25 protein-coding genes are annotated in these 24,214 nt (G+C 50.6%); 19 read left to right on the top strand and 6 right to left on the bottom strand.

What is annotated here, in order from left to right; genetic code table 11:
* Window positions 1-51: 51 nt before the first annotated feature.
* The 3 genes from LCM29_RS09240 (at window position 52) to LCM29_RS09230 (ending at window position 2,782) form a co-directional block, all read left to right on the top strand.
* Entirely contained in the window at window positions 52-825 is a 774-nt protein-coding gene (locus tag LCM29_RS09240; RefSeq protein ID WP_214792958.1) for a flagellar hook-basal body protein, read from the top strand.
* Between the two features lie 11 nt (window positions 826-836).
* Complete coding sequence (locus tag LCM29_RS09235) at window positions 837-1,619, top strand: flagellar hook-basal body protein (protein ID WP_224862258.1); 783 nt, start codon at window positions 837-839, stop codon at window positions 1,617-1,619.
* A gap of 65 nt (window positions 1,620-1,684) precedes the next feature.
* On the top strand, window positions 1,685-2,782 hold the full coding sequence (locus LCM29_RS09230) for a glycerate kinase (protein ID WP_224862256.1): 1,098 nt from the start codon (window positions 1,685-1,687) through the stop codon (window positions 2,780-2,782).
* Between the two features lie 26 nt (window positions 2,783-2,808).
* On the opposite strand, the gene mscL is transcribed toward LCM29_RS09230, so the two are convergent.
* Window positions 2,809-3,186, bottom strand: a complete 378-nt coding sequence (mscL, locus tag LCM29_RS09225) for a large conductance mechanosensitive channel protein MscL (protein ID WP_214784772.1) — start codon at window positions 3,184-3,186, stop codon at window positions 2,809-2,811.
* 194 nt (window positions 3,187-3,380) lie between these two features.
* Between mscL and LCM29_RS09220 the strand changes: the two genes are divergently transcribed.
* The 7 genes from LCM29_RS09220 to LCM29_RS09190 all read left to right on the top strand — a co-directional run bounded on the left by LCM29_RS09220 (window position 3,381) and on the right by LCM29_RS09190 (window position 8,899).
* The gene (locus tag LCM29_RS09220; RefSeq protein WP_214784769.1) at window positions 3,381-3,641 is read left to right on the top strand and encodes a DNA-directed RNA polymerase subunit beta; all 261 of its coding nucleotides are present in this window, start codon (window positions 3,381-3,383) and stop codon (window positions 3,639-3,641) included.
* A 13-nt stretch (window positions 3,642-3,654) separates the two neighbouring features.
* Window positions 3,655-4,077: a 3-hydroxyacyl-ACP dehydratase FabZ gene (fabZ, locus tag LCM29_RS09215; protein ID WP_214694486.1), complete on the top strand. Its 423-nt coding sequence runs from the start codon at window positions 3,655-3,657 to the stop codon at window positions 4,075-4,077.
* Between the two features lie 11 nt (window positions 4,078-4,088).
* Window positions 4,089-4,544, top strand: coding sequence for a hypothetical protein (locus LCM29_RS09210; RefSeq protein ID WP_214784766.1), 456 nt, complete (start codon window positions 4,089-4,091; stop codon window positions 4,542-4,544).
* A 95-nt stretch (window positions 4,545-4,639) separates the two neighbouring features.
* Window positions 4,640-6,376: a methyl-accepting chemotaxis protein gene (locus LCM29_RS09205; RefSeq protein ID WP_224862254.1), complete on the top strand. Its 1,737-nt coding sequence runs from the start codon at window positions 4,640-4,642 to the stop codon at window positions 6,374-6,376.
* A 63-nt stretch (window positions 6,377-6,439) separates the two neighbouring features.
* Window positions 6,440-7,489 (top strand): C45 family autoproteolytic acyltransferase/hydolase, encoded by a 1,050-nt coding sequence (locus LCM29_RS09200; RefSeq protein WP_224862252.1) that lies wholly within the window; start codon window positions 6,440-6,442, stop codon window positions 7,487-7,489.
* A gap of 57 nt (window positions 7,490-7,546) precedes the next feature.
* Complete coding sequence (locus LCM29_RS09195) at window positions 7,547-7,825, top strand: hypothetical protein (protein ID WP_012727334.1); 279 nt, start codon at window positions 7,547-7,549, stop codon at window positions 7,823-7,825.
* A gap of 135 nt (window positions 7,826-7,960) precedes the next feature.
* On the top strand, window positions 7,961-8,899 hold the full coding sequence (locus tag LCM29_RS09190) for a sensor domain-containing diguanylate cyclase (RefSeq protein ID WP_224862250.1): 939 nt from the start codon (window positions 7,961-7,963) through the stop codon (window positions 8,897-8,899).
* Window positions 8,900-9,007: 108 nt separating this feature from the next.
* On the opposite strand, the gene LCM29_RS09185 is transcribed toward LCM29_RS09190, so the two are convergent.
* Window positions 9,008-9,637, bottom strand: a complete 630-nt coding sequence (locus LCM29_RS09185) for a class I SAM-dependent methyltransferase (RefSeq protein ID WP_224862248.1) — start codon at window positions 9,635-9,637, stop codon at window positions 9,008-9,010.
* Between the two features lie 64 nt (window positions 9,638-9,701).
* Here LCM29_RS09185 and LCM29_RS09180 point away from each other — a divergent pair, with 64 nt between their 5' ends.
* The 7 genes from LCM29_RS09180 to LCM29_RS09150 all read left to right on the top strand — a co-directional run bounded on the left by LCM29_RS09180 (window position 9,702) and on the right by LCM29_RS09150 (window position 16,770).
* Window positions 9,702-11,183 (top strand): cryptochrome/photolyase family protein, encoded by a 1,482-nt coding sequence (locus LCM29_RS09180; RefSeq protein WP_224862246.1) that lies wholly within the window; start codon window positions 9,702-9,704, stop codon window positions 11,181-11,183.
* Between the two features lie 202 nt (window positions 11,184-11,385).
* Window positions 11,386-11,973, top strand: a complete 588-nt coding sequence (locus tag LCM29_RS09175; RefSeq protein ID WP_412093976.1) for a glycerol-3-phosphate responsive antiterminator — start codon at window positions 11,386-11,388, stop codon at window positions 11,971-11,973.
* Window positions 11,970-13,061 carry an ABC transporter ATP-binding protein gene (locus LCM29_RS09170; protein ID WP_224862242.1) on the top strand — a complete coding sequence of 364 codons (1,092 nt, stop codon included), beginning with the start codon at window positions 11,970-11,972 and terminating at the stop codon, window positions 13,059-13,061. The genes LCM29_RS09175 and LCM29_RS09170 overlap by 4 nt, the downstream gene beginning before the upstream one ends.
* The gene (locus LCM29_RS09165; RefSeq protein WP_224862240.1) at window positions 13,058-13,963 is read left to right on the top strand and encodes a carbohydrate ABC transporter permease; all 906 of its coding nucleotides are present in this window, start codon (window positions 13,058-13,060) and stop codon (window positions 13,961-13,963) included. The genes LCM29_RS09170 and LCM29_RS09165 overlap by 4 nt, the downstream gene beginning before the upstream one ends.
* Window positions 13,960-14,769 (top strand): carbohydrate ABC transporter permease, encoded by an 810-nt coding sequence (locus tag LCM29_RS09160; RefSeq protein ID WP_224862238.1) that lies wholly within the window; start codon window positions 13,960-13,962, stop codon window positions 14,767-14,769. Before LCM29_RS09165 ends, LCM29_RS09160 begins: the two co-directional genes overlap by 4 nt.
* 17 nt (window positions 14,770-14,786) lie before the next feature.
* Window positions 14,787-16,094, top strand: a complete 1,308-nt coding sequence (locus LCM29_RS09155; protein WP_224862236.1) for an ABC transporter substrate-binding protein — start codon at window positions 14,787-14,789, stop codon at window positions 16,092-16,094.
* A 1-nt stretch (window position 16,095) separates the two neighbouring features.
* Window positions 16,096-16,770: a glycerophosphodiester phosphodiesterase gene (locus LCM29_RS09150; RefSeq protein WP_224862234.1), complete on the top strand. Its 675-nt coding sequence runs from the start codon at window positions 16,096-16,098 to the stop codon at window positions 16,768-16,770.
* 40 nt (window positions 16,771-16,810) lie between these two features.
* Here the strand turns inward: LCM29_RS09150 and LCM29_RS09145 are convergent, their stop codons facing one another.
* From LCM29_RS09145 to LCM29_RS09130, 4 genes are all read right to left on the bottom strand, one after another.
* Entirely contained in the window at window positions 16,811-17,896 is a 1,086-nt protein-coding gene (locus LCM29_RS09145) for a GGDEF domain-containing protein (RefSeq protein ID WP_224862232.1), read from the bottom strand.
* Between the two features lie 90 nt (window positions 17,897-17,986).
* Window positions 17,987-18,130 carry a hypothetical protein gene (locus LCM29_RS09140; RefSeq protein WP_026825140.1) on the bottom strand — a complete coding sequence of 48 codons (144 nt, stop codon included), beginning with the start codon at window positions 18,128-18,130 and terminating at the stop codon, window positions 17,987-17,989.
* 96 nt (window positions 18,131-18,226) lie between these two features.
* The gene (locus LCM29_RS09135) at window positions 18,227-19,369 is read right to left on the bottom strand and encodes a sensor histidine kinase (RefSeq protein WP_224862229.1); all 1,143 of its coding nucleotides are present in this window, start codon (window positions 19,367-19,369) and stop codon (window positions 18,227-18,229) included.
* Between the two features lie 168 nt (window positions 19,370-19,537).
* Window positions 19,538-21,067, bottom strand: coding sequence for a multicopper oxidase family protein (locus tag LCM29_RS09130; RefSeq protein ID WP_224862227.1), 1,530 nt, complete (start codon window positions 21,065-21,067; stop codon window positions 19,538-19,540).
* Between the two features lie 130 nt (window positions 21,068-21,197).
* Between LCM29_RS09130 and LCM29_RS09125 the strand changes: the two genes are divergently transcribed.
* Both LCM29_RS09125 and LCM29_RS09120 read left to right on the top strand, forming a co-directional pair.
* Window positions 21,198-23,210: a heavy metal translocating P-type ATPase gene (locus LCM29_RS09125; protein WP_224862225.1), complete on the top strand. Its 2,013-nt coding sequence runs from the start codon at window positions 21,198-21,200 to the stop codon at window positions 23,208-23,210.
* Window positions 23,211-23,268: 58 nt separating this feature from the next.
* Window positions 23,269-24,213 carry a F510_1955 family glycosylhydrolase gene (locus tag LCM29_RS09120; protein ID WP_224862223.1) on the top strand — a complete coding sequence of 315 codons (945 nt, stop codon included), beginning with the start codon at window positions 23,269-23,271 and terminating at the stop codon, window positions 24,211-24,213.
* Window position 24,214 lies beyond the last annotated feature (1 nt).

Raw genomic sequence — 24,214 nt, 5'->3', positions numbered from 1 at the left:
TTGGTACGATATAAAGAGTGAATCATGTTACAGGACGAAAGGAAGACGACAATGCTACGCGGATTATATACAGCGGCAGGCGCGATGAATGCCCTTCAGCGCCAACAAGAAATTTTAAGCAATAACCTTGGCAATGTGAGAACACCGGGCTTCAAGGCGTCTGACGGCGTGGTCCGCTCGTTTCCGGAGATGTTGCTCGCGCAAGTGAGCAATCCCGATAATGGGAAGTCACGTGTGAACGGGGAAGTCGGCACCCTTTCAATGGGTGTCTATCTTCAAGAGACGATGCCACGCTTCTCGGCAGGGAGTATCACGGAATCAGGAAGTCCAACCGATCTTTATTTGAAGGCTCCTGCTGATTTTACGGGTGCACCGATGTTTGCGGTCGAACAGGCAGGCGAGACGTTGTATTCGACGAATGGTCGCTTCTCGATCGATGAGGCGCTATTCCTTCGTTCAGCAGACGGTGGATACGTACTTTCTGATGAAGGGGAACGCATCCAGCTCCCTTCGAGCGAGTTTCAGGTAGGGAAAGATGGGGTCATCACGTCGCTCGGTCAAAACGTGGCGACACTCGGTGCCTATCAGATCGATGACTTGACGACACTCGAACAAGTCGGGAACGATTGGCGCGTGACAGGCGATGCGCCGGCACCGGCACAAGTTGACGTGTTGCAGGGCTTTATCGAGGAAGCGAACGTCAACCTCGACCAAACGATGGCCGATCTCATGATGACGTATCGTCAATTTGAAGCGAACCAAAAAGTCGTCCAAGCGTATGATAAAAGTGCCGAGCGAGCCATCGAAATCGCTCGCGTTCGTTAAGGAGGAACACCATGCAGTCCATTTATAATTCGGTCAACTCCCTGTCTCAACTTCAGCGTCAACTAGATGTGACAGGTCATAACATCGCGAACGTCGATACGGTCGGCTTCAAACGTCAGCAAGGACACTTCGCATCACTCTTATCGCAAGCGTATGATAACCAGCCACGTCCAGAATTTGAAGTCGGTCGGGACACCCCGAATGGCATTCGCATCGGGGTCGGCGGTCATGTCGCTGATATCACCCAACAATTCAATATCGGACAAGTCCGCATGACAGATCGCGGTCTCGATGTCTTCTTGAAGGCGAGCCGTCAATTTTTCGTCGTGGACACGCCGAACGGTGTCGGTGTGACACGTAGCGGAAACATGCAACTGTCTGTCGGCGATGAGACGACACTCGTCGATGTGAACGGAAACCCGCTCCTCGGAAATGACGGCAATGCAATCACGATGCCGAACGAGGCAACGAAGCATCGTATTCGTCAAGACGGTGTAGTCGTGGCGAGCGTGAACGATGTCGAGCAGGAATTTGGACGACTCGATATCGTAGAAGTCCGGAATACGTCTGAACTGCGTCCACTCGGTGATAACGTATTCGCAGCCGACCTTGAGACCGAAGTCAATCGTCCGTTAGGGAATTTGTTGATGGAAGGAACACTCGAGTCGTCAAACGTGGATTTGACGAAAGAGATGACCGACATGACCATCACACAACGTGCCTATCAAATGAACTCGCGCGCCCTTTCGATGAGTGATCAGATGATGGGACTTGTCACGGCATTACGTCCGTAAAACATGACCGCTTCTCCGTGAGAGAGGCGGTTTTTGTATAAGTTATGGAGAGGGAGGTCAACGAGATGCGAATCGTAGTCGCCATGGATTCATTCAAAGGTTCATTGTCGAGTATGGAAGCGAATCAAGCTGTCCGTCGTGCTTTACCGGGACATGACGTCATCACTATCCCGGTTTCAGACGGAGGAGAAGGGTTTCTTGATGCATGGCTCGCAACACACGAGGATGCGGTCATCGTGGAAGAGGTCGTTACGTGCTTAGATGGGACGAAGCGTCCTACACGTTTCGGTTTTGAACCATTAACAAAACATGCGGTGATAGAAGTGGCGGAAACGACAGGGTTAACGCTCCTCACCCACGTCGACCCATGGCGCTATAGTTCAGTCGGCGTCGGGCATCAAATTGTTCATGTGCTAGACCGGGGAGCGACGATCATCACGATCGGACTGGGAGGAAGCGGGACGATTGATGGTGGGAAAGGGATGCTTGAGGCGCTAGGTGTTCGTTTTCTAGATGCGAGCGATGCAGCTGTATCCTCGATGCCACATCAACTTGCAGACGTCGCTTCCATCGATTGGTCAGGACTCGACCCGAGAGTAAGGGACGTTGAGTGGCGAATGGCTTCTGATGTACGTAATCCGTTGACGGGAAAACGAGGTGCTGCGCACGTGTTCGGTCCCCAGAAAGGGTTGGCAGCGGACGATGTGGTTCGCTACAATCAGTTACTCGACGACTATGCGAGTCACTTCAATCATGATATGAAGTCACTCGACGGAGCCGGTGCGGCAGGCGGTATCGGATTCGCGCTCCTGCAACTTGGGGCGACCTATATGAGTGGCATCGAAGAAGTCGTCCGTTGGTCAAGGTTCGAAGACCATGTGAAAGGGGCAGATTGGCTCATCACGGGAGAAGGGAAGTTTGATGCACAAAGTTTAGAGGGGAAAGCGCCTTACGGGTTGGCGCGTCTCGCCCACACGTACAGGGTCCCGACACTCGTGTTCGCCGGACAATCTGACTTGACCGCTCATGTGGAATCAGGGATTGTCGCCATCTTTCCTATCGTGTCACGCATCATGACACTAGAAGAAGCAATATGGGAAGCCGCCCCGTTATTGACGAATGCAGTCCAACGGGTTCGCCATGTCCTCGAAAAAACGCTTTGACGATTCGTCAAAGCGTTTTTAGCTTGTCATGGGCGTTCTTTTAATAAGTCACGAATCTCGGTCAACAACTGCTCTTCTTTCGTAGGGGTCGGGGCAACGGCCTCTTCGACTTCTTTCTCACGTTGTAGACGATTGATGATCTTGACGATTAGGAAGAGGGCAAAAGCAATCAAGATGAACGATACAATCTGTTGGATGAAGTTCCCGTATAAGACGTCCACTCCGAGCACGCTCGCTTTTAAGTTCGAAAAATCAATTCCTCCGATAATGATTCCGAGAAGCGGCATAAAGATATCATTGACGAGCGAGTTGACGATGGCCGTGAACGCCGCACCGAGTACGACAGCGATAGCGAGATCGATGACATTCCCGCGCATCGCGAATTTTTTAAACTCTTTTAACATAAACAAACCTCCTGACATGGAATAGGATAAGCGTAGCATATTTATGATGAAAGGAAAAAATCGTTCAGCTTCTGTCAGGGAAGGATGCTTGTTCGACATTTGTGCATAGGGTACACTAAAAAGGTAGCAATTTACGCATTTTAATACCAGGTACTAATATGATATAATCATTTTAGCTGAAAGGATGGTTGGACGTGGCGAACGATGAACAAACGAGTTCGGAAGAACAAAAGGGTTCACCAGAACAAGAGACGAAGCAGAAGCAGCGATCACGATTGTCGAATCATCGTCGATTCCCGATCTTACTGCGTGTACTCGTCGTTTTAGTGTTGGCAATCGCGATGCTCGCCCTTGGAGCAATCATTGGATATAGCGTCATTGGCGGAGGCGACTGGAAAGATGTGTTTGACATCGAGACGTGGCGCCATATCACCGATTTTTGGCTAACCTCTTAAAGGCGGTGGATGGATGTATACAATTGAGCAAATTAAAGAAGTAATCCCACACAGATACCCGTTTCTGTTAGTTGATCGAATTATCGAAGTCGAAGAAAAGAAGCGTGCTGTCGGATTAAAAAATGTCACGGCGAACGAAGAGTTCTTTAACGGGCATTTCCCAGACTATAACGTCATGCCAGGCGTCTTGATTGTCGAGGCACTCGCACAAGTCGGTGCTTTCGCAATGTTGAAAGACGAATCGAATCGAGGCAAGCTTGCCTTTTTCGCAGGGATTGATAACTGTCGTTTCAAACGTCAAGTCGTCCCGGGTGATCAGCTTCGCCTTGAAGTAGAAATCATGAAAATTCGTGGTCCAATCGGTAAAGGACGTGCCGTGGCCACAGTCGATGGAGAAGTTGCTTGTGAAGCAGAACTCACTTTCGCCTTGAAGTAAGGAGAAATGGGATGCGTGCTTTAGTAATTGTGTTACTAGTTGGCTTAATGACGATTGTGGGCTGTCAGCAACTACAGACGGAAGAGTCGAACGAAGAGAACATTGTCTATGAACAGAACGTGGATGAGGCGATGATTGAGAAGCGGGCGGGACAATCCGATGCGATTGCCGTTTCGCTTGAGCGGACGAACAATACAACGATGCTCTTCACGATTCGCATGCTAGAAAATCGCCGCCTCGATCCGACGACGGTCATGAGTTATGAGGTCGATGGAGAACGGATTGCGATTCCGTTCGGCGAACTGATTGCAGAGCGGGAAGAAGACATTCGAACGTATGAATATCAGACCGACGTCGACCCTGATCTTTTCGTAGCGGATACACTTCCACTCTTCCATCTTGTAGAGGAAGGCGAGACGGAAGTTACGATTCCGCTTGAAGTCATCGATTCGACAAACCTTGAATAAAAACAGACGATTTTGTCGAAAATCGTCTGTTTTTTTGTGGAGATTGATGCATTCTGTCCGATACAAAGAGTAAGGATAGAATGGAGGAAATCGAGATGAAACAGAAAACACAGTCGTTACAAAAGCGCATTGTATTAGCGATGTTAGCCTTCGTCACCTTGCTCATCGTCTTGTTCGGTGTCGTGCAATATGTTAGTACGAAGCATTCCGTACTCAGCACGTTGCATGCGACGATGATTGAAGATGGAGAACGGATTAACGAGACATTAGATGCGGATGCATATGCGTCATTCATGAAAAATCCGTCAAAAAATGAGCAGTACGAACAGTTGCGAGAATATCTCGATACATATCGCCAACAAATCGGGGCCATGTATGTGTATACGATTGCCACCGAGGGCGAAGAAGTCCAAATCATCATCGATGGTTTGAGTCAAGCGGATGCAGCAGACATCGGGACTCCTACTACGGCGATGACAGTTGAAGGAGCAACGGATGCGTTTAATGGTGACACGGTCACAACGAATGTCATTGATGATCCGGAATACGGAAAGTATGTGACAGTACTCGTTCCAATCAAACGAGGTAGCGAGGTCATCGGGGTCCTCGGAATTGACAAGGCAGCCACAGAAGTCGCAGCAATCACAGGAGATGTGTTGACCGAGAGTTTGCCACCAATCCTCATTGGTCTTCTCATTTTACTTGCAGGATCGGGAGTCATCATTTGGCGCTATCTTGGCTGGAAGTTACGTCCTCTTCAAGCGTTAGAACGCGTCGCGACGTCGATTGCCGAAGGCGATTTGGCGACGGCGACGAAAGAAGTCGAAACCATTCAATTGAAATCGAATGATGAAATCAAACGTCTGACGGTATCAATGGATAAGATGACCCATATGTTGAAAGACCTCATCTCTGGGATCCAAACGTCGGCGCAGACGGTCAAGGACGAGAGTGGAAACGTCTCGAGCATCTCGGAAGAAGTGAATGATGCGTCTCGTCAAATCGCTTATACGATGGAAGAGATTGCGAGCGGTGTTGAAAATCAAAGTGTATTGACGATGCGCCTATATGGACATATGAACGAATTCTCGACGCTCGTCGAGCAGACCACGTCAGACGGAGACCAAGTGAGCGAACAGGCAGAAGTCGTCAGTCGGGTGACGATGGATGGGCTTCGCTATATGGAGAGTGCCGTCGACCAGATGACACATATCCATGAACAGGTGAAGTCGTCACAAGGACAAGTCCGTGATTTCGAGCAACAGGCGGACGAGGTGACGGAGCTCGTCACGATGATTCGCCAAATCTCACAACAGACGAACCTGCTCGCATTGAACGCAGCGATCGAGGCGGCTCGTGCGGGTGAACACGGGAAAGGGTTTGCGGTCGTCGCTTCGGAGATTCGGAAGCTATCTGACAGTGTCGCCGAGTCTGTCAGTGAGATCTCAGAGATTGTCGGAAGCGTCAAACAAAATTCGATCGCCCTCGGCCAGACGTTCACAGAAAGTATGACGGCGGCAGAGGAAGGGAAGGAAACGCTCGAGTCGACGAAGCACGCCTTCATGGAAATTGAACGAAGTGTCCGCCATATGCAACAGCTGACGGGCTCGATGCGTAGTCAGCTCGATCGGGTGAAGACGAACCAAGACCATATCCAGCACGGCTTGTCAGAGATTGCTTCCATCTCAGAAGAGAGCACGGCCGGGAACGAGGAAGTGGCCGCTTCGACGGAGCAGATGTCGGCGACAAGTGAGACGATGAACCGTCTCGTCAAAGATTTGTCGACGACAGCGGAATCGATGCAACAGATGAGTCGTCAGTTCAAGTTATAAGCAGTCTCACTTCAGACAGACCTCTCCTGTGTCCGCTATAATGGGCGCAAGGGAGGTTTTTTTATGCAACAATTCTCTAGTGAACTGACGCAATTTCGCGGAAGTCATTACGACTTCGGTCGCTTTCAAGGTAAATATATAAAACGCAGTCAACTGCTCGAAAACCGGACGGACCAATGGAAACTACGTGTGCCCCGTTTCGAGATTGACGCGACGGAGGCAAAGGCTGCTTTTGATGCAGTGGCTCCGAAGATTTGGGAAGAGTTGATCGGGCTTCAAGACGAGCTCAAACTGTCTCTCAATGATACGTTGCTCCATTTCGGACATTTCCGCGTCAATAATCCGATCAGCGGGTGTTCGATTCTGACAGGGGACAACTTTCTTGTGCGAAACTATGACTATCATCCGATGACGTACGATGGACGCTACAACGTGTTTCAACCCGACGACGGGTACGCCGTCACCGGACCGGTCTCTCGTGTCACGGGCCGCATGGACGGGATGAATGAGAAGGGTCTCGCGATGGGGTACAACTTCATTAACCGTCGTCGACCGGGAGACGGATTTGTCTGCCAGATGATCGGGCGCATCATTCTCGAGACGTGCGCGACCGTGGAGGAAGCAGTCGACTTATTAAAAGAGATTCCGCATCGCGGTTCCTTCACGTACGTTGTCCACGACAAGTCGTCGAAGACACGCGTAATCGAGGCGACACCACGGGATATCCAAGTACGGGAATCCAATATATGCACGAACCATTTCGAGTTACTGCAACACGAGAATCGCTACCACCTGGACGATTCCACGCGTCGCATGATGGAAATCAAAGTGGTACAACATTTGATTCAAGACGCGGAGAGTGCGTTCCGCCTCATGAACGACACCGATAAGGGCGTCTTCTCAGAACTGTACAAGAGCTGGGCGGGTACGATTCATACAGCGGCCTATTTCCCGGAAACGCTCGAGACATGGTTCGCGCTCGGCGGGGATCGAGACCCGGTCATCTTCGACTTCCAAAAATGGCTCGACGGAGAAGACTTCGACCTTCATGCGCTTGACGGGGAACTCGCGACCGATATCGAGTTTGCGAATACGGTCCAACTTTGGCGCTGACGTTTGTCAGTGCTTTTTTTGTAGAAACGGGAATACACATAACAGGAGGGATGAAAGATGAAACGATTTGGCATCATACTCATTATGCTCACGCTCGTGACACTACTCGGTGGATGTGTGCCCGGCGACGGGACGTACACGACGGACCCGGCAGGCTTTTTCTGGGGAATCTGGCACGGGTGGATTGCACCGATTTCACTCATTTTAGGGTTATTCAATGACACGTATCGGGTGTACGAAGTGAACAATACCGGCTGGTTCTACGATTTAGGATTTTATATCGCCGTGATTAGTGGATTCGGTGGATTGACGTTGACGCGGAAGAGTCGGGGATAAGTGAGAGTAGATACAACGCGTATCAGTTCGGAAGGAGTCACTCTAAAAATAGAGGGCTCTTTTTCATGTAATTTTTTTACATAAACATCATCAGAATTCGTTATAATGAGATATGAATGAGGTTGGGGGGATAATATGCACTCATATGAGTTCCAAATGTATCGAAATTTTGATGAGCTTGCGATTGACATGATTGAGTTAGCGAAAGAGATTATGCCAGATAAATTGGTCTATCTTACATCAATTGAAGATGACACCCAGCATATCCTCAAACTGTCGTCACAAGATTCTCCCATCATGCTTGAAGAAGGAATGTCTTTTGATTTGAAGGATACGGTGTGCAGTCGAATTGAATTCAATCAGCGAGAAGTCTTGATGTATGAAGACATCGAAGAACAAATCGAGTCGACACGCCTTCAATCATTACTGAGGGAAGTGAACATCAAGTCGTATTTAGGCATCCCGATTTTGACGAAAAGCGGGGATATCTTCGGAACGCTTTGTGTCGCGAATCATAAAAGTGCCCAGTATGATTCGAAAAGTGTCCAATTGCTGAAACGCGTAGTGCGTATGTTCAGTTATTACTTAGAGCTCGAACGTCGGGCTTCACGGGATGAACTGACGGATCTGTATAACCGACACTACTTATATAACTATTTCGAGACAAACCCGAATCAAGGAGGCGCACTTTTTCTCATCGATTTAGATGGGTTTAAATTTGTAAATGACACGTTTGGTCATGACGAAGGGGACCTCGTTTTAAAAGAAGTCGCACGACGTCTGAAACGCTTGATGGAGCCAATTCATGATTCGAAGGTGTATCGCTTAGGTGGCGATGAGTTTTTAGTGAAAGTCGCACATGCGTTACCTGAAGCAGTGGTCATCGAGTATGCCGAACGGATGTTAACTGTATTGAAAGAGTGGGACGCCCATCTTCCTTTATCAGCAAGTATCGGTATCGCTCCATACAATCCTGATGAGGAGAAAGACCTCCGTCAATTGTTGAAAGATGCGGATGTCGCACTGTATCAATCAAAGGCGGGCGGGAAGAACACGTATCAAATTTGTAGATGAACGCTAATAGGCTAAGCCCGTGGATGACCATCGGCTTAGCCTATTATTTTATGTTCAGTCATGCCGAACAGATTGTCGTGAAAGAATCGAATGAAAAACGGGTACTGATTAAGAATGCGGTTTACGTCCCATCACTGCGACCGTACGATAGTCGCGCGAGTCGGGACCTCGCCGTACCGACACGTCCTGAAATCCGAATTTCGTCGCCTCGGGGATGAACTCTTTCTGAATCCTGTCAGCAATCCCGTCCCATTGCACATCGCCTTTTCCATCACAGTACGTAATGAGGAATGTCCCGTTCGGTTTCAAGACGCGTTCGATTTCAGACAGGACGGTCGTGACATCTTCCCAAAAATATAGCGTGTGAATGCTGAACACGTGATCGATAGATGCGTCGGTCATCGCCAATTGATGAAAATCGCCTTCCATCAAGCGAGCTCGTCTCGTTTGAATGGACGTGGCGTTCCGTTTCTTGGCCGAAGCGATGAGCGTCTTCGAGCGATCGAGGCCGACCACGTTCACATCCTCCTGCTTTTGAAGAATCGTCGCCATCGCATCACCGGCCCCACACCCGAGTTCGAGTACGGTGGCGTTTGGATACATCTGTAACTGTTCGATCGTCCACTCGACTTCAATACGGTGTTGGCGCACCATCTTTTCCCCGATATATTTTCCAACGGGACCGCGTGGATTTTCGTACTGACTGTCCACCCAGTTTTTGAACACTTGTGGGAGCATACTGTCACCTCATTTCAAGAGTAGCTTGATTGTAGCATATCGATGAAACAAAGGAGTCAACAACATGCGTTCATTTTGGATACTTGGCAACCAACTCTCACACGAACTCGAGATGTTGAAGCATATAAAAGAAGATGACGTCATCGTCATGATTGAGGCGACGTCTCGCGCGACGTGGCGTCCGTACCATAAGCAAAAACTCGTCCTCATTTTCTCGGCGATGCGACACTTTGCGGAAGAACTGCGCGACAAAGGGCACACCGTCGATTACCATGAAGCGGATTCGTTTCAGGAGGCATGGGACAAACATCTAAACCAGTACGAGCCGGACGAGATTCATGTCACCGCCGTCACGGATGAACCGATGGCTAAAAAGCTCAAGCAATTCGGTAAGAAACATAAATTGGTCGAACATACGGATGTCCCGCTCTTCTATTTATCGAAAGAAGAAGCGACCGATACGCTCGGAAACGAACCGTGGCGGATGGATCGGTTTTATCGCCAGATGCGCAAACGGTTCGATGTTTTAATTGAAGACGGGAAGCCGCGTGGCGGGAAGTGGTCGTTTGATACGGAAAATCGGAAACCACCGAAAGAAGGACTGTCGTTTCCGTCCGCGATCCATTTTCGACCGGACGCGATCACGAAAGACGTCATCAAAAAAGTCGAGTCGACATTCTCGGATCACCCAGGGAAGGTGACCCCGTTTCACTGGCCGGTCACACACACCGAGGCGAGACGGGCGTTGAATCGATTCGTGAACGAGCGGCTCGAGACGTTCGGTCCTTATCAAGATGCGATGATGACGGATGAACCAGAGATGTCACACAGCCTGTTGTCGGCTGCCATCAACATCGGTCTGTTGACGCCACATGAAGTCGTCGAGGCGGCTTGTCAGGCTGACGCTCCCTTGTCATCGATTGAAGGGTTTGTCCGCCAAATCCTCGGGTGGCGGGAGTATATGCGCGCCGTCTATCTCGCTGTTATGCCGGGCTATGAAGAGGTGAACACGTTCAAGCATGAACGCGATTTACCGTCCTTCTTTTGGGATGCGAAGACGGACTTGAACTGTCTGCATCAAAGTCTGAAGCCGGTCGTAGCGTATGCCCACAACCATCACATCCAGCGGCTGATGGTGCTCGGAAATTACGCGACGTTGTTTGAAATCTCACCGAAGCAGACGAGCGACTGGTTCAATGAGATGTACATCGATGCCTATGATTGGGTCGTCTTACCGAACGTGCTCGGGATGGCCCTCCATGCGGACGGCGGGAAACTCGCCACGAAGCCATATGTCGCCTCTGGAAAATATATCGACCGGATGAGTGATTACTGTGGAGATTGTCCGTATAACCCGAAACATACGACCGAAGAGGATGCTTGTCCGTTCAACGCCCTCTACTGGCGCTTCATCGATCGGCACGAGGAGCGTTTCTCGAAAAACCAGCGGATGAAGATGATGGTTCGCAATTGGCAAGGGCGAGACGATGATGTCAAAGCAGATATATTAGCAAAAGCCGAACAGACATTGGCCGATTCCCCGTGAATCGGTTTTTTTACGTTTCCTTCATGAAACTTAGCGATTCCTTTATGGTAGCTTTACAATCGTCCGCTACGATAAGAGCTGTGAGACCCCCTCACTTCTAAGTGAATACTTACCGGTAGAACCTTTGAGAGACCAACAGAAGCCCGTACGTCCATGACGTGTCGTTTCTGTTGGTCCTTTTTTTCAAGAAAGGATGATTCAAGTGAATGAAGCGATTGCACGAATGGGGCAGGAGCGGATGATTGCCTCAATCAAGAGTCCGAAACAAATCGAAGCGTTTTTAAAGACGGATGTGACGACGACGTTCCTCATGATGGGGACGCTCAGTACGCTCGACCGCTATGTGGCGCATTTGAAACGAGAGAACCGAACGGTCTTCCTCCACGCCGAGCGGATCAATGGGATCAGCCTCGACCGGGATGGCATCGACTATCTCGCCAAACGTGTCGGCGCCGACGGGATTGTCACGACGAAAGCATCGGTGCTTCAGCACGCAAAACGGGCAGGGCTGTTGACGGTTCAACGACTGTTTCTCGTCGATTCGGACGCGGTCACGAGCGGGCTCAAACTCGCCGAAGCGCAGCAACCGGACGCGATCGAACTCATGCCCGGTCTGATCCCGAGTGTCGTCGAAAAGATTTCCCAGGAAGTCTCTTTCCCGATTGTGACGGGTGGCATGATTCGTCAACCCATCGATGTGCATCGCGCCCTCGACCATGGGGCATTCGCGGTTTCGACCGGGGACGAACGACTTTGGCAGGTCCAAAGTCAGAAGGAGGAAATGGTATGAAAACGATTCAACTACAACAACTGACAAAATCATTCGGGGAGACGGAAGTCATCCGAGGGATCGACGTGACAATTGAAGCAGGAGAATTCTTTGCGCTCGTTGGACCATCCGGCTGCGGCAAAAGCACGATGCTTCGCATGATTGCGGGGCTCGAATCCATCACGAGTGGAACGCTCCGCATCGACGGAGTGGCAGCAAACGGGATGAAGCCGAGCGAGCGTCACTTGTCGATGGTCTTCCAAAACTATGCCCTTTATCCACATATGACGGTCGAGAAAAATATCACGTTCGGTCTACATACGAAAGGACTGACGAAACTAGAACAGCGTGAGCGTTGCCTACAGGCGGCCGAGACGCTCGGACTCACCGATTATTTGAAACGGAAGCCACGTGAACTGTCAGGTGGTCAAAGACAACGGGTCGCGTTGGCACGAGCCATCGTGACGGAGGCACCGATTTGCCTCATGGATGAGCCGCTCTCGAACTTGGACGCAAAACTACGGGCGAAGATGCGCTCGGAGATTCGTCAGTTACAACGAAAACTTGGACTGACGATGATTTACGTCACCCATGACCAAGTCGAGGCGATGACGATGGCGGATCGCATCATGCTTCTCAATGAAGGGGAAGTGCAACAAGTCGGGAAGCCGCTTGACCTGTACAACAAACCAGCGAACACGTTCGTCGCTTCGTTTATCGGATCACCACCGATGAACTTAGTCGAGGTCACCCGACAAGAAAAAGGGTGGATGGCAGCAGACGGCCGCCTGTTCCATCCGAACGCATTGACAGAAGTGTCGGAAGCGACGCTCGGCGTACGTCCGGAACAGATCAAACCGGCAGACGAAGACGTGACGTTTTATGCAGAGCTGAAAAACATCGAAGTACTCGGGACCGAGACAATCCTTGCGTTCGATGTCGGTGGCAATGAATGGCTGGCGAAATGGTCAGGACAATGGCCACTCACCGTCGGAGAAAAAGTCGCGTGTTATGTGGATCCGAAACAGATGTCGCTCTTTGACGCGAACGGGCATCGCATCGAGCCACGACAGCCGAAGTTGTTTGAGGCGTTGGAGGTGTTCCAATGACGGTCGCCTTACCGAGAGAGAAGGTCCGCACGAGACTGTCGGACGCGGCGAGCGGGCTGTTGTACTTGTCTCCGTCCATCATCTTGTTTGGTGTCTTTCTCGTCTATCCGCTTCTCCGGACGATGTACTTGAGCTTCTTTCGGACGGACACGCAAGGGACGCCACTCGAATTTGTCGGCGTCGGTCATTACAGCAACCTGTTCACGAGTGCGGCGTTTTGGCAAAGCATCCAAGCGACGGTCGGATTCGTCCTCTTGACGGTCCCACTGACGATTCTCATCGCACTCGGGCTCGCGCTACTTGCCAATGAGAAATTGAAGGGCATTGGCATCTTTCGAACAGCCTTCTCGGCGACGATGGGGATGAGTGTCGCCGCCTCGTCGGTCATCTGGATGTTCATGTATAACCCGTCAATCGGGATTTTCAACCGGTTCCTCGAGGCGATCGGTGCCAGCGGCGTACAGTGGCTCCTCGACCCGCAATATGCGCTCCTATCCGTTTCGATTGCGACCGTCTGGATGAATATTGGCTTCACGTTTTTGATTCTTCTCGGCGGGCTGCAAAACATCGACCGGACGCTCTACGAGAGTGCGGATATTGCCGGAACGAGCTATTGGACACAGTTACGCGCGATCACGATCCCGATGTTGTCCCCGACGCTCTTCTTCGTCGGCATCATCTCGCTCATCAACGCCTTCCAGACGTTCGGGCAGATTGATCTGTTGACGAAAGGCGGACCGACGAATGCGACGAACGTCATCGTCTATGCCATCTATAAAGATGCGTTCATCAACTACAACGTCGGGAGTGCCAGTGCACAGGCCGTGTTCTTATTCATCGCCGTCCTTCTGTTGACATGGCTCCAATTTAAACTTGTCGAAAGGAAGGTGCATTACCAATGAGACTACGGAATATAGGCGTATATGTCTTACTCGTCTTGAGCGCCGTCGTCATGCTGTTCCCGATCGCCTATGCGTTCTCGATTAGTCTGATGGACGGCAAGGAAGTGCTCCAGGGACATCTGCTCCCACGCGACCCGTCCTTTGAGAACTACGTGGCCGCGTTCGAACGAATTCCGATGATGACCTACTTAGTGAACAGTCTGGTTGTCGCGCTCCTCGTAATGATCGGGCAGGTCGTCTTGTCGAGCCTCGCGGCATTCGCATTCGTCTTCATCGACTTTAAAGGAAAAGGGCTCATCTTCATGCTCTTCCTCGCGACGATGATGGTCCCATGGGAAGCGACGATGGTGCCGAACTTTTTGACAATCCAGTCGCTCGGTTGGCTCAACACCGTCTGGGGACTATCGGTGCCGTTCTTCGCACTTGCGTTCGGAACGTTTCTACTCCGGCAACAGTTCAAGACGATTCCATATGAGATGTATGAGGCGTCTCAAATCGCTGGGATCAGTCGGTTCCGCTTCTTCTGGAACGTTGTCTTGCCAGTATCGAAGACACCGCTCGTCACATTGTCGGTATATAGCTTTTTGACGACTTGGAACATGTACTTATGGCCGCTTCTCGTCACGAACACGGAACAGGCGCGGACGGTCCAAATCGGAATCAAACAGATGCAGTCGAACGAGGTCGCCTCGGATTGGGGTGTCGTCATGGCAGCGGTCATCTTGATCATCATTCCGACACTTTTATTGTTATTCGTAGGACAAAAACATCTACAAGAAGGATTGACGCAAGGCGCGATCAAATAATAGGGGGACATGACAAAATGAAAAAGTTTGGATTATTCGCAGGGTTGGCAAGTTCAGTGTTATTGCTCGGGGCATGTGGAAGTGAAGAAGCGGCACCTGTCGCGGCGACGACAGAAGACGGAAAGACAGAAGTCGTCTTTTGGCACGCCATGAGCGGGGACTTGGAGACAGCGCTCAATACGCAGGTCGACGCATTCAACGCGTCGCAAGACGACTATGAAGTGAAACCAATCTTCCAAGGAACGTACGAAGAGGCGTTGACGAAGTTCAATGCGGTCGCCGGTTCGGAAGACGCGCCGGCCATCATGCAGACGTTCGAGGTCGGAACGAAATATATGATCGACTCCAATAAAATCACACCGGTCCAAGAGTTCATCGACAAAGAGGACTTTGACACGAGCGTGTGGGAAGAAAACATCTTGAGCTATTACCAAGTGGACGGCAAGCAATACTCGATGCCGTTCAACTCTTCGACACCTGTCCTTATCTACAACAAGGATGCATTTAAAGAGGCAGGACTTGACCCGGAGAAGGCACCGCGCACGTATGACGAATTGAAAGCAGCAGCGAAGAAGTTGACGACGGACGACCAGACCGGCTTCACGATGCTCAACTATGGTTGGTTCTTCGAACAGCTTGTCGCCGCGCAAGGTGGACTTTACGTCGATAACGATAACGGACGCAGTGGTGAGCCGACGAAGGCCGTGTTCGATGGGGAAGAAGGGCAGAATGCGTTCAACTTGATCAAAGAGATGTACGATGAGAAGACGTTCCTAAACGTCGGTCAAAACTGGGACGATATGCGTGCGGCGTTCCAATCGGGTAAAGTCGCCATGTATCTCGACTCGTCAGCCGGGATCCGTACCGTCGCGGACAGCGCAGACTTTGAGATCGCTGCCTCATACTTGCCAGTACCGAACGAAGCAGACCGTCAAGGCGTCGTCATCGGTGGCGCATCACTCTGGATGGGTGACGGCATCGCCGAAGAAACGAAAGAAGGCGCATGGGAGTTCATGAAGTATGTGTCTTCAACGGAAGCGCAGGCGCAGTGGCATGTCGACACAGGTTACTTCGCCATCAATCCTGACGCATACAACGAACCGGTCGTCGAAGAGATGTGGGCGAAATATCCACAGCTCAAAGTAACGGTCGATCAGCTCAGCGAGACAAAACCATCACCAGCGACACAAGGTGCGCTCATCTCGACGTTCCCTCAATCGCGTCAGAGCGTCGTCAATGCGATGGAGAGTTTGTATCAAGGCGTATCGGTCGAAGACGCATTGAAGCGTGCGGCCGAAGAGACGACTTCCACCTTGGGGCAGTGAGATGCTGATTTACGCACATCGTGGGTATAGCGCTAATTATCCGGAAAATACGTTGTCGGCGTTCGAGGCGGCCCTCCCATATGTGGACGGGATCGAGCTCGACGTGCAACTGTCAAAGGACGGTCGGCTTGTCGTCATCCATGACGAGACCGTCAATCGGACGACAGATGGGACTGGATGGGTAAAAGACATGACACTCCAGGAGCTACGTCAATTGAAAATTGACGGGTATGAACGCATCCCGACACTAGAAGAAGTGCTCGGCTTGATTGAACGGAGTGACATCACGCTGAACGTCGAATTGAAGACAGATCAATATGCGTATCCGGGCATCGAACGACTCGCCTGGCTCGCCGTCGATGAGTTTCACATGACGGGGCGCGTCGTCTTCTCCTCGTTCAATCGGGAGACACTCGTTCGAATGCGGGATGTGGCACCGCACGCACGCCTTGCCGTCTTGACACTCACGGGAGAGTCGGACATCGTCTCGTTCGCTGAAACGATTCGAGCCGAGGCGATTCACGCACAGTCCGAATTTATCGGTTCGAAAGTATGGGAAGAGATGCGACGGACGGCACTCGAGACACGTGTCTACACAATCAACGACGTGAAAGACCTGCCGCTGATGCCGGTGGCAGCCATCATGACGGATGAAGTTGAACGGTTCGCGAAATAAGCAGACAAAACCCCGCTTCCTATGAAGGAGCGGGGTTCGTTCATGTCATGATCGGTTCTGGTGATGCAACCGTCGAGACGACGACTTGGTTGCGCCCTTCATTTTTCGCTTGATAGAGCGCCGAGTCTGCGAGGTCGACCATCCGTTTGATGGGAAGCGAGGTACCGTGGGCGACCCCGACGGACGTCGTGATTTGAATCGGTGGAAAGTCGTTCAAGTAGAACGTTTCAGCAGCAATCCGTTCCCGAATCCGGTTGGCCACTTTATCCACCTTTTCTGGCGTCAAATCGTACATCAAGATGACAAACTCTTCGCCGCCGATCCGAGCGACGGTATCGTGTGCGCGAGTCTCCACCTTTAAAATGTCAGCGAACTGTTGCAAAACGAGGTCGCCATTTCCGTGACCGTATGTATCGTTCACGTGCTTAAAGTGATCGATATCAAGCGCGAGGATGTTGTACGTGCGGTCGTCCTCACCGAGCGAGGCGGTGTAACGGTCCCAGACGCGACGATTGAACAGACCTGTCAGATGATCTCGTTCAGCAGAGCGTTTATATTCAAGCGCACGTCGTGTCGTCTTTTCTAAGTCGATTGTGAGTATACTCGACAGCAGACCGACGAGCATGCCGACCATCCAAATGGTCAAGACGAGGGACACGTATGCTGTATTCCATCCCATATTGATGTAGACGGCAATCGAGATGACGAATAGCGCCCACACGTTTAAGAAAATACTTTGCATGAAAAGTCGTTCGCGGAGGAGACGATGAATCCATAGCATTCCGATACTGACGACGAACGTCGCGATAAAGGCGATGAACGCTTGTTCCGTCATCCCGAACAGGAAGCGCGTGCTCGCAATGACGAGTGTCGCAATAAACAATGGCATCCGAGCACCGTAAAACGCGAGTAGGACGAGCGGTAGATGACGTAAATCCACACGTACCGTATCGTTGGCCTCGACGGCATTGTACATTAAGAAGAGACCGAGCGCCCCGGCTAATAATCCAATCACGAAACTGCGAAGACGTTGCGAATTGAATAGTGAAGAGTGATAAATCTTTGAGATGATGTAAAATCCGGTGAACGCAACACAGGCGTTCAGTAACAAGACGGTGAGCGTCATTCCTTCACGACCTTTTTGGTAGACTATACATTAACCGTAGCAGTCTTCAAAATAATGTCAATCAGAGATGTGCAAAAATTCACTTCGTCTTCACGCTTTTTTCTTCGTGCCTCGAAACGCAAAGAACATGGCGATGCCGATGCCAATCCCGAGCCACCAGTTATCGAGGGTGAGACCAAAAACGACGGCGAACACGACGGCGACCGGGATGGATAAGTATCCACGTTGTTTCATCTTGAGTTCCTCCTCTCTTCATCAATTCTCTATTCCCGAAACGACAGGGCTTCATTCTTGAATCATGCCGAAATGAAAAACGTCCGACTGAACGAATCAGTCGGACATGATGGATAAGGATGTTCGTGGCAAGGGACATGTGTGTCGGGTATGAAGCTCGATGGTGAAGGTCGTTCCCTCGCCGTAAACGGAATCCGCATGGATGACCCAACCATGGGCTTCAGCGATTCGTTTGCAAATCCGTAGACCGAGTCCTGTACCTTTAATCGATTGATGGGCGATCGAGTCGACACGATAGTACTCATCAAACACATACGGAAGCGCATCTTCCGGAATGCCGATACCGTTGTCTGATACGGACAAGATGACCGTACCGTCACATTCCTCGACTTGTGTATGGACCGTACCACCGTCGGGAGAATATTTGATGGCATTGCCGATCAAGTTATGGAGCAATTGCCGTAACTTTTCTGAATCTGCTTGAATCCATACGTCATTCGTCTCAAACGTCACCGTGTGAAGCGGCGAAGTCGATTGATAACTCGCCATAACTTCCTCTAACAGGGGACGAAGCGCAAACGTTGAGACATTCAATTGTTCGGCCGAATAGCTTTCTTTTTGGTAGTCTAAAAAATTATCGACGAGTCGCTCCAGCCGCTCCGACTCTTGTTTCACTTGTTCCAACATGTGATACGACTTCTCGGAACCTTCATGACGCGCCATCAACAATTCGGTAAAGCCATGGATTGCGGTCAACGGGGTACGGAAGTCATGAGACAACTCGGCGAGAAATGCATCTTTTCGTTCTTCAAAGCGGACGGCTTCCGTCTGATCACGCCACATGATGAAGACGCCCCGAGGTGTCCGGGTAAAATTGAAGATCAAGTGTAGCGTCCGGTCATCGAATTGAATTCGGCGTGACGTCATGCTTGGCCATTTCTCTGTCTCGCACTCAAGCAATTCTTGGATCAAATAGGTGACTTGCGCCATGTCGGCACCGTGCTCTTCGAACGTCGTATACAGAAATCGAGTCAATGCTTCCATCGAGGTGAACGATTGGGTCGTCATCGAAGGGCACCAGTGATGAAGGAGGTCATTTGTATAGAGACGATGTTTCGAAAAATCGATATAACACATCGCATCCTGTACTTCTTCTACAATCGAAGCGATAGAGAACGTATGGCGCTTTTGTTTTTGACGAGCGGATTGTTTTTGCCTTACCCTTCGAAATCGATGCATCCAATTACCTCCTCGCAAACATTTGTACATTCATTCACAACAAGTATACGACATCCGAGCAGGAATCCCTATACAGCCAATAGTCCTAACAGAAACGGACTGGAATTGGGACGAATTATACGAATCACAACAAAAAAACTCCCCGCGTCGTAAGCGGAGAGATTCGATTCATTTAGTGACTTTCAGTTGCCCCATCATTCCATTTTCTTCGTGTTCGAGGATGTGGCAATGATACATGAACGTGCCGGTTTCGGTGAAGGAGAGTTCAATTTTTACCCGTTCATCAGGAGCAACAGCGACCGTGTCTTTCCAACCTTTCTCATGTTCGGCTGGTGGATTGCCGTCCCGACTGATAATTCGGAACTGGACGCCATGAATGTGGAAAGGATGCGTCATCCCACCCATCATGTCAGGTTTGTTCTCGATTTCCCATATCTCTGTATCCCCTTGTTTCACTTTTATGTCGATTCGGTCTGGATCATACGTATTGCCGTTGATGGACACCATATTCCCCATTCCAAACAGCGTGAGCCGGCGATCTGCTTTCTCATCTGTCGAACGCTCCATTGTTTTGGTCGTTGGAATATCGATGGACGTTTTGTCGAGTTCACCGACACGAAACGTGGTGAACGTCACCCCGTCCGCTTCTAAGGCCACGTCATCTTCTACTTGTGAAAAATCAATCAACACCTCGGCCCGTTCTCCTGGTGTCAATGAGATGGTCTTCATCTCGACCGGACGTTCTAGCGGACCGCCGTCTCCTGCGATTTGCGTCATAACCTCCCCGTTCGATAGCGTGAAGTCAAAATCACGTGCGTTTGAACCGTTGACGAGCCGAACACGGAGCGTCTCGGTCTGAACATCAAACGTAGTGTTGATGGCTCCGTTCGCAAGAATCGTATCGCCCGTCGTCCCGTCGACATTCATATGGGCATCGTAGTCAAGTTCACCATCTTTTGTGAAGAGTCGATCCTGTACGATAAGCGGGATGTCGTCGACACCGTAGTCATTCGGGAGACCAGTCTGAGCATCGTCGGTCACATAAAGAAGACCGGCGAGCCCTTTGTAAACTTGTTCAGCTGTCGATCCCATCGGATGGGGGTGAAACCAAAGCGTACTCGGCTCTTGGTCGATATCGAGTCGAACTTGTGCACGGTCACCCGCTGCTACAGCTTGATGCGGCCCTCCGTCCATTTCGGCAGGGATAACAAGACCGTGCCAGTGGAACGTCGTCGGTTCATCCAATCGGTTGATTGTATCGATCACGACCGTCTTTCCTTTTGGGAGTTCTAGCATCGGTCCGAGCAAGTCTCCGTTATATCCGAACGTCTCTGTTTTCTTCCCATCTTGGAAAAATTGAGACATGCCTTCAGTCGCTTCCACCGTGTAATAAACAATGTCTTCCGTGACGCGGTCTGGCTGTAAGGCAGTCGGAATCGGAAGCGGCTGTTCCGGTTCATCCGATTCTTGGAGATCTTGGGTCGCACCGTGTCCCATCGGTCCGCTATTGCCATCCATTCCGTTATTCCCCATCATGTGGTCACCCATCTGCCCGGTTGACGAATCATTACCCATCATATGATCTTGATCCATATTGTTATTATGGCTCCATGTCCCGTTGAAGAGGACGACTAGTAAGACGAGGATGACCCCAATCAAAATCCCCGTCAACAGGAACCACATTCCTTTTGATTTCATCTAATAACACTCCTTCATTGTTCAGTCCTCACTTTGTTGTACCACCTAATTGTGAAAGAAACATGAAAGTCCAAATCCGTTTATCAGCATACCGCATAGGGGTATACAAATCGTGTAAAGGAGTGGATAAATGATGGAACATGAACACGATCAACATCATGAACATCATGAGGAGAGTCACGATTCTCATCATGGCGGACACGGACACGAGCATATGATTGACGATTTCAAACGACGCTTTTTCGTATCGCTCGGTCTGATGATTCCGATTTTGTTGTTGTCGGACATGATTCAAGAATGGTTACGATTTGAACTTGATTTTCCGCTTGAAAAGACCATCTTATTTGTGTTGGCGACGATTGTGTATGTATACGGAGGATGGCCATTCTTAAAAGGAAGTGTGGAGGAGCTGCGGGATCGTAGTCCAGGCATGATGATGCTCATTGGCTTGGCGATCAGCGTCGCTTACTTTTATAGCGCGGCTGTCGTCTTTGGATATGGAAGCGGACATGACTTCTTTTGGGAACTCGCTTCACTGATTGTGATCATGCTACTTGGTCACTGGATTGAAATGCGTTCAGTCATGGGGGCATCAAACGCGTTAGAACAACTCGTGCAACTGCTCCCGAACGAGGCGCATCGCATCGATGGGGAAGAGACGGAAGACGTCCCGATCTCTGAGCTGAAGGAAGGGGACCGAATTCTCGTCAAACCGGGGGAACAGGTACCTGTGGACGGGAAAATCATCAAAGGACGAACGACGATTGACGAGTCGATGTTGACCGGCGAATCGGTACCGGTCGAAAAGACAGAAGGTGAAGAGGTCATTGCGGGTTCCATTAACCAAGAAGGTAGTTTGACGATTGAAACGATTGGTACGGGAGAAAGCACATACTTGTCAAAAGTCATTGAGTTGGTGAGCGAGGCACAAAAATCGAAGTCACGTGCTCAAAACCTAGCGAATCGTGCTGCAAAATATTTGTTTTACATCGCGATTGCCGCTGGGGTCATCACGTTCACCATCTGGTTCATGCTCGGTTACTCGGTCGGGACGGCGGTCGAACGGATGGTAACGGTCATGGTCATCTCATGTCCCCATGCACTCGGACTGGCGACACCGCTCGTCGTTGCCGTCTCGACAGCGCTATCGGCGAAACAAGGCCTTCTCATCCGGAATCGGACCCAATTTGAAGAAGCACGTCGCCTCGATGCCGTCATCTTTGATAAGACCGGTACGTTGACGGAAGGGAACTTCGGCGTCACGGACGTACAGGCGAGCTCATCTTTCACAGAAGAAGATGTATTGCGATTAGCGGGTGCCGTCGAACGGGAGTCGCAACATCCGCTCGCTCAAGGAATTTTGAGAGAAGCCGAGAAACGGGAGTTGAAATTGTCGGCTGTCGACAACTTTGGGTCGATGACAGGTGTCGGGTTAGAAGGGACGGTCGACGATGCGCATATACAAGTCGTCAGCCCACGTCATATCCGTGATCAACATATTCAAATCGATGAAGAGACGTTCGCACGACTTTCGGAAGAAGGGAAGACCGTCGTCTTTGTTTTGAAGGACGGAGAATGGGTCGGAATGGTTGCGATGGCCGATCTAGTACGGGAAGAGGCGAAGGAGACCGTCGAGGCCCTTCGTGAAAAAGGCATCCGCTCCATCATGTTGACGGGTGACAACGAGAAGGTCGCGCATTGGGTCGCGGGTCAGCTCGGTATCGATGACGTGTATGCCGAAGTATTACCAGACGACAAGGCGAACCAAGTGAAAGACGTCCAAAAAGATGGAAGCAAAGTAGCGATGGTCGGAGATGGAATCAATGATGCTCCAGCACTGGCGCAAGCGGATGTCGGCATCGCGATCGGGAGCGGGACAGACGTCGCTGTCGAGACAGCCGACATCGTCCTCGTCCGCAGCAATCCGAAAGATGTCCTATCGATTTTGGATCTTTCACAAAACACGTATCGGAAAATGATTCAAAACTTGTGGTGGGCCGCTGGGTACAACATCGTCGCCATCCCACTCGCTGCGGGCGTGTTGGCGCCAATTGGCATCATCCTATCACCAGCCATCGGTGCGGTCTTGATGAGCTTGAGCACAGTCATTGTCGCTATCAACGCCCGACTTTTGAAGATTTAACAAGTTTTTCATTTTTAGCACGTATGCTAGATGGGATGCTAATGATGGAGGGATCGAGATGAAACGAACGTTAATGTTATCACTATTACTGACTCCCCTGCTCTTGTCGGCGTGTGGAGCAGAAGAGTCGCCATCGGATACAAGCCAATCAGAAAACGAAACGACAGCGACACAAGACGCATGGCAACGGGTAGGAGCGGATGAAACGGTCTCCCACATCCACGGGGCTGGATTTTGGCAAGATGACGAACGTCCTGTCATCGCGACGCATGCCGGATTGATGGAATATCGAGAAGACGGTTGGTATACGCTTCCGACAAATCGCCATGACTACATGGGATTTGAAGTCGTCGAAGATGGATTTTATGCGAGTGGTCACCCCGATCGTCGGACAGATTTCAAAAATCCACTAGGGGTCATGCATGGAAAAAATCATGGGGCGGTACTCGAGAATCGGTCGCTTGAAGGCGAAGCAGATTTTCACTATATGAGTGCCGGTTATGCCACGGGTACACTCTACGTTTATTTGGAAGAAGCGACCTCGGAGCTAGAGCCGGGATTTTATCGTTCCATCGATGGTGGGAAATCATTTGAAACGATGCAGGTACAAGGGATAGAGGAAGCGCAAGTGGCAGGTATCGTCGCCGATGCGACGGATGCGGAGCGCGTCTTCTTGTACGGGCCGTCCGGCATCCTCGTTTCGAATGACTCTGGAGATTCGTTCGAGCCACTTGTTGAAGCAGAACAAGTTGTCACGGTCGGAGCAGATGAGGGGCAGTTGGCCTACGTAAGACAGACAGATGGTTCTTTCGAAGGGGTTCGTTTCAACTTAGACGATGAGTCGACAGAGACGTTCAATCTTCCGGAGCTTCAAGCGGACGCTGTGCCAATCGAATTGGCAGTTAACGAGGAGCGCATGTTGCTTGTCACATCGGATAACAGTGTATATGAGTTTACAGACGGGGAATGGGAGATGCGCCTCGACAAAGGTGAGCTCAACTGAT

It is taken from the genome of Exiguobacterium aestuarii, assembly GCF_020171655.1.
GTDB classification, from domain to species: domain Bacteria; phylum Bacillota; class Bacilli; order Exiguobacteriales; family Exiguobacteriaceae; genus Exiguobacterium; species Exiguobacterium aestuarii_A.
The sequence above is the reverse complement of the archived record's forward strand: the minus strand, read 5'-3'. Positions and strand labels throughout refer to the sequence as shown.